The sequence below is a fragment of the Ideonella sp. P3_A4 genome, from assembly GCF_056403075.1.
Genome location: NZ_JBFUGE010000433.1, coordinates 1 through 5,065 on the forward strand (window position 1 = coordinate 1; position 5,065 = coordinate 5,065).

Annotated in this window: 6 protein-coding genes; 2 read left to right on the forward strand and 4 right to left on the reverse strand. The window is 67.0% G+C overall.

What is annotated here, in order from left to right:
- Positions 1-484, reverse strand: a 484-nt coding sequence (locus AC1DYI_RS26075) for an MFS transporter (protein WP_477207039.1), incomplete at its 3' end; no start/stop codon positions are given.
- A gap of 103 nt (positions 485-587) precedes the next feature.
- Here AC1DYI_RS26075 and AC1DYI_RS26080 point away from each other — a divergent pair.
- Complete coding sequence (locus AC1DYI_RS26080; protein WP_477207040.1) at positions 588-2,378, forward strand: ABC transporter substrate-binding protein; 1,791 nt, start codon at positions 588-590, stop codon at positions 2,376-2,378.
- 35 nt (positions 2,379-2,413) lie between these two features.
- Here AC1DYI_RS26080 and AC1DYI_RS26085 read toward each other — a convergent pair whose 3' ends face one another.
- A complete protein-coding gene (locus tag AC1DYI_RS26085; RefSeq protein ID WP_477207041.1) occupies positions 2,414-2,998 on the reverse strand; it encodes a C39 family peptidase in 585 nt (194 codons plus the stop codon).
- Positions 2,999-3,023: 25 nt separating this feature from the next.
- Complete coding sequence (locus AC1DYI_RS26090) at positions 3,024-3,740, reverse strand: hypothetical protein (RefSeq protein WP_477207042.1); 717 nt, start codon at positions 3,738-3,740, stop codon at positions 3,024-3,026.
- 272 nt (positions 3,741-4,012) lie between these two features.
- On the opposite strand from AC1DYI_RS26090, the gene AC1DYI_RS26095 reads away from it, so the two are divergent.
- The gene (locus tag AC1DYI_RS26095; protein ID WP_477207043.1) at positions 4,013-4,771 is read left to right on the forward strand and encodes a Mut7-C RNAse domain-containing protein; all 759 of its coding nucleotides are present in this window, start codon (positions 4,013-4,015) and stop codon (positions 4,769-4,771) included.
- An 88-nt stretch (positions 4,772-4,859) separates the two neighbouring features.
- Here AC1DYI_RS26095 and AC1DYI_RS26100 read toward each other — a convergent pair.
- A partial coding sequence (locus AC1DYI_RS26100; RefSeq protein WP_477207044.1) for a hypothetical protein occupies positions 4,860-5,065 on the reverse strand: 206 nt, incomplete at its 5' end.

A 5,065-nucleotide genomic window follows, 5' to 3' on the forward strand; every position in this document is an offset into this window, starting at 1 on the left:
GCATCCCGGCGAGCGCCGGGCCCGCCACGGCAGCGACCTGGGTGATGGTGGAGAGCTGTCCTGTCGCCGGCAGCAGAAGCGTTGGCGGCAGCACCTCCTTGACCAGGCCCATCCGGCAGATGCCGTAGACGTAGTTGAGCGTCATCAGTGCGAAGGCGGCGGCGAAGAAGGGCACGACCAGCCGGTCGCCATCGGCGAGCAGCAGCGCCTGCGCGCCCATCAGCACGACCATGCCGGCCATGGCCCTGCGTGCCCAGAGCGCACGATCGACGCGATCGACCCAGACACCGATGAACATGGCCAGCAGCAAGTTGGGCAACAGCTCGACGGCACGCAACCCCGTCATGACTCCGGCGGACCGGGTGAGCTCGTAGAACGCGAGCGGCAAGGCCAGCTGGTAGATCTGGATCCCCAGCGCGAAACAGGCGGACGAAGCGAAGACGCGGCGGAATCCGGCGTTGCGCCAGAGGGTGGACTCGGACATGGGGCAAGGGCACAAACGGAAGCGGCAGGGCAGTGTGGTCGGTAATACGGAAGAGATATAGGCCAGAATTCGAGTTGGCTTTCCGCTTTTACGACACGACGCCTTGAAGCTGCTGCATCAGTACCTCCGTCTTGCCGATGGCTTGGCCGTGGAGTCCAGCCTGTCGATCGAGGCGGCGGCAGATCGCCTGTGCTGCACGCCTCGCAACGCGCGCTTGCTGCTGGGGCGGATGCAGGCTGAAGGGTGGTTGCGCTGGACGCCGGGGCGCGGACGCGGGAAGTTGTCCGTGCTGGCGCTTTTGCGCGAGCCCGGTGTTCTGCGCGATGCCCACCTGCGCGGGCTCATCGGCCATGGCCGCCTTGAAGAGGCCTTTGACAGCCTGCCCGCGGCGGCGCGGTCGCGACTGCAGTCCGCCTTGCCGGCGTTTCTGGGCCCGACCGCCGGTGGTGGATTGCGTGTTCCGTTCTACCGCCCGCTGCATGCGCTCGATCCGATCCACGTGACCCGCCGCACCGAGGCCCACCTGGTTTCGCAGCTGTGTGACGGGCTGACCGGCTTCGATCGTGAGCGCGACAGCGTGGTGCCCGGCTTGGCCCATCACTGGGAGTGCCTGGACGGTGGACGCCGCTGGCGGTTGTGGCTCAGGCCGGGGCTGCGCTTTCATGACGGTCGCCCGCTGGGTGCGAGCGACGCCGCCGCGTCGCTGCAAAGGTTGCGTGACACGGCCGGGCCGCATCGTGCACTGATGGCTCACCTGCGCGAAGCGAAGGTCGCGGGCGATCGTCTCGAGCTTTGGCTCACCGAGCCTGATCAGCTGCTGCTGCATCGGCTCGCCCATCACAGCGCCGCCGTTGTGCCGGTCGACGACTGGAAACGCCCCGAGTTCGCGACCTTTCCGATCGGTGCGGGCCCGTTCAGGCTGGTGCGCAACAACGAATACCGCGCGACGCTCGCGGCCTTTGAAGGCTATTGGCGCGAGCGGCCGCTTATCGCGGAGATCGATCTCTGGGTTGTGCCGGATGGCGCGCCGATCCCCGAGGTGGACCTGCGGCTCGGCCAGCTGGCCGACGACGAGCGCGTATTGCCTGCCGGGTGGCACCAGCTCGCGCAACCCGAACAGGGCTGCGATTGCGTGCTGCTCAACCCGGCGCGCCCGGCTTTCACCACTGCGGCTGCTCGTCTCGCCGTGGGGCGCTGGTTGCGTGCCGAGGTGGCTCGCCGCGCGATGCCGGCGCGATGGGGCGTCGCGCGAGGATGGTTGCCCGGGTTCACGCACTTGCCCGCGCCCGCCGCGCGTGACGCAAGCACGCCGCCGCGCCTGCCGGCCACAGTGCGCATCGTCACCTACGAGCTGGACCACCACCTCGAGCTGGCGGGCGCCATCGCCGACGCGCTGCGCTCTGCCGGCTCACGTGCCAGCTTGCGCGTGCTGCCTGCGCCGGTTTTCGCGCGCTGGGAGTGGCGCCACGATGCCGACCTCGCGGTCACGGGAGAAGTGCTCACCGACGACCTCGCGTTCGGCCAGTTCAGCGCTCTGGCCAGCGATGGCCAATTCCAYGCCTGGCTCAAGCCGAGCATGCGCCGCTGGCTGGCTGCGCAGTGCAGTGCCATTGCAGCGGAGCCCTCAGCCTCACGCCGGGCGACACTGATGGAAGAAGCCTTCGCACGCCTGACGCTCGACGGTGCCGTGCTGCCCATGCGCCACCTCATGCAAAAGCTGACCCACGCGCCGCAGTTGGGCGGTGTCTCGCTGGCACGGTGTGGGTGGATGGACTTTCGCAGGCTGTGGATCAGGCCGGAGGAGCCGCCCGAAGAGTCGGCCACGCAGGGCGCGAAAGGGCCAGAAGAAAAAACGCCGCGGACCAGCAGGAGCCCGCGGCGTGTCAAAGGATGAACCCGGCGCTGAGGGGGCGCGCCGGCAAGGTCTCGCTATCGATTCATCCGCAGCGTGTGCGTCCACTGGTGGTCGGAGGCCGACACCGCGTACGAGTAGGTGCTGTACTCCTGCCCCTCACCGGGCCACGGGTTCATGATGTAGACGTACTTGGTGCCGTTGTAGTTTTCCCAGCCGTCGCCGACCATGATGTGGCCGCCGCCGCTGGTCCAGCCGTAGCGCATCACGAACGGGCGGTTGTTGTTGATGTCCCAGGTGACGCTGTTCCACGACGAGGCGTAGCTGTACGCGGTGTTCGAGATGCCGCCCAGGTTCCATAAGATGGACTGCACGCTGCCCGAGCTGCCGTACAGGTTGTTCGGCTGGTTCGCGTTGCTGTTCCAGTTGAAGGTGTTGTTGCCGCAGGCGTAATTGATGCCGAACGCCCAGTTGACGATGTAGCACTGGCTGTCGTTGGTGCCGTAGTAGCGCATGACCGCGCGGCTGGAGCCGGCCCAGCACCACTGGCTGTGCTCCTGGATGGTTTCGACGACGTTCAGCTGGCGCCAGTCGGCCATCGCCAAGGGCATGGCGAGCAGCATGGACGCGGTGACGACGGTACGCTTGATTGCAAGTTTCATGACGAGTCTCCGGGGTCTGGCTTGCTCAGGGCTGGAAGTCAGCGACGTTGGCCGCAACGGCGGCACGCAGCGAAGGCAGCACATCGCCTTGCTCCAGCAACCCATCGCCCACCGGCATGCGCAGCGATACACGGGCCGACACCAGCGGCGCGAGGCGCGCGTGGCCATCGGCCGGCGACACGACCTCGAGGAAGTCCGAGTGCGCCTGGAAGATGCGGACGAAGCGCAGGTTCGAGCGGTCGGGGTTGCCGTGCTGGCGCATCTTCGCGTCCACGTCTTCCGCCAGCGCGGCGCCGCCGTACGACACGGCCTGCCATTGGCCATTCATCTGGTCTACCGTGACCAGGCCCACAGGGCGGCTGCCCAGGCGCACCACGAAGCGCCATTGGCCGGTGGGCTTGGCGGCGGAACTCAGGTCGCTGCCGGACGTGATGTCGGACGGGTCGACGGTGTAGACGGCGAAGCCGCGGCCCAGGCGCAGGCGGGCCAGATCGGCCACGCTGTCGATGGCGAGCGGGAAGCCCTTGGGCAGCGCGTCGGCGTGCGCCTTCTGCTGGTGTTGAACGAAGCGGGCCAGGTCCTGTGCGGCGGCTCCCGCGGCGGCTGGCTCTTGCTGCATCGCCGGCGAAGCCTGGGCAAACGAACCGGCGCTGCCCAGCAGCGCACAGAGCACAGCCAGGCTGGCCCCTGCTCGGCACAGGGGGCGCCCCAGGCCAGTCCACGGTGATAGGGGATTCGACATCTCACAGTCTCCTTCAAACAGGGAGCGGTTCAACCGCGACAACGACGTCCTCGCATCAGCATCGGCACAAGTGACCAAAGTACTGCTGCGGGCCGGGTTGATTCTGGGAATTGCCTTTTGCGGCGCCCACCGCTTGAATACCCTATTCGAGGTTGTCCCTATGGTGCCGGGTGGGTCCAGGCACTTGCGAAGGGCCTAACCACGGCCTCAGCGTGGTCGATCCGCGATACCCCTCAAGGCGGGCAGAGAGCGCAAACTTCGGCCTTGCTGCCATGGCCGAAACGCCTGCCACCGTCACGTTCCGCTTCTACGAGGAGCTGAATGACTTTCTCGCCCCCGACCGGCGCCGGCGGGCGTTCGACTGCCGCTGCGCTGACCGTGCGACGACCAAGCACATGATCGAGGCGCTGGGTGTGCCGCACACCGAGGTCGAGCTGGTGCTGGTCAACGGCGAATCGGTCGGCTTCGATCGCATGCTCAGCGATGGCGACCGCGTCGCGGTGTACCCGGTGTTCGAGGCCTTCGATGTGACGCCGTTGCTACGCGTGCGTGAGCATGCGTTGCGGGAGACACGTTTTGTTGCCGACGCTCATCTGGGTGGGCTTGCGCACCAGCTGCGCCTGTTCGGCTTCGACACGCTCTACGACAACCACTTCGAGGATGCCGAGATCGTGCGCCTCGCGGTCGAGCAGGGCCGCATCGTGCTGACGCGGGACCGCGAGCTGCTCAAGCGTCGCGACGTCACGCACGGCTGTTATGTGCGCACACTGCACCGCGATCAGCAACTGCGCGAGGTGTTCGACCGGCTCGACCTTGCCGGCTCGGCCCGGCCCTTCACGCGGTGCCTGCGTTGCAATGCGCCATTGCGCGCCGTCGACAAGGCCGAGGTCATCGAGCGCCTGCCGAGCGGTGTGCAGGAGCGTTTCGAACGCTTTGCCTGCTGCGATGGTTGCGGGCGCGTGTTTTGGGAGGGCACGCACTGGCAGCGGATGCGCACCATGGTCGACACGCTGCTGGCGCCGGCCGCGTGACGCTGGCCAACATCACGAAACCCCAAGACCTCGCCCTCAGCCCCATGTACGCAAACGCACAGTGAAGGCGCGGCAAATGGTGTGTACTTCAGTGCACAGATTGCCGGATCGCACATTCGCGCGGCGGCCGGTGAATGGTCTGAGCGACGGGCTCGATGAAGAGCCTGACGCCCGGACACGGAGCGGCGCAGACGTTGAAACGGATGCAGTGCTCGCAGTCTTCGATGCGCGTGAGAAGAGAAACGCCATGGACTTGCAAACTCCCATCAGCGCCGAGGTCGCATGCTCCTACCT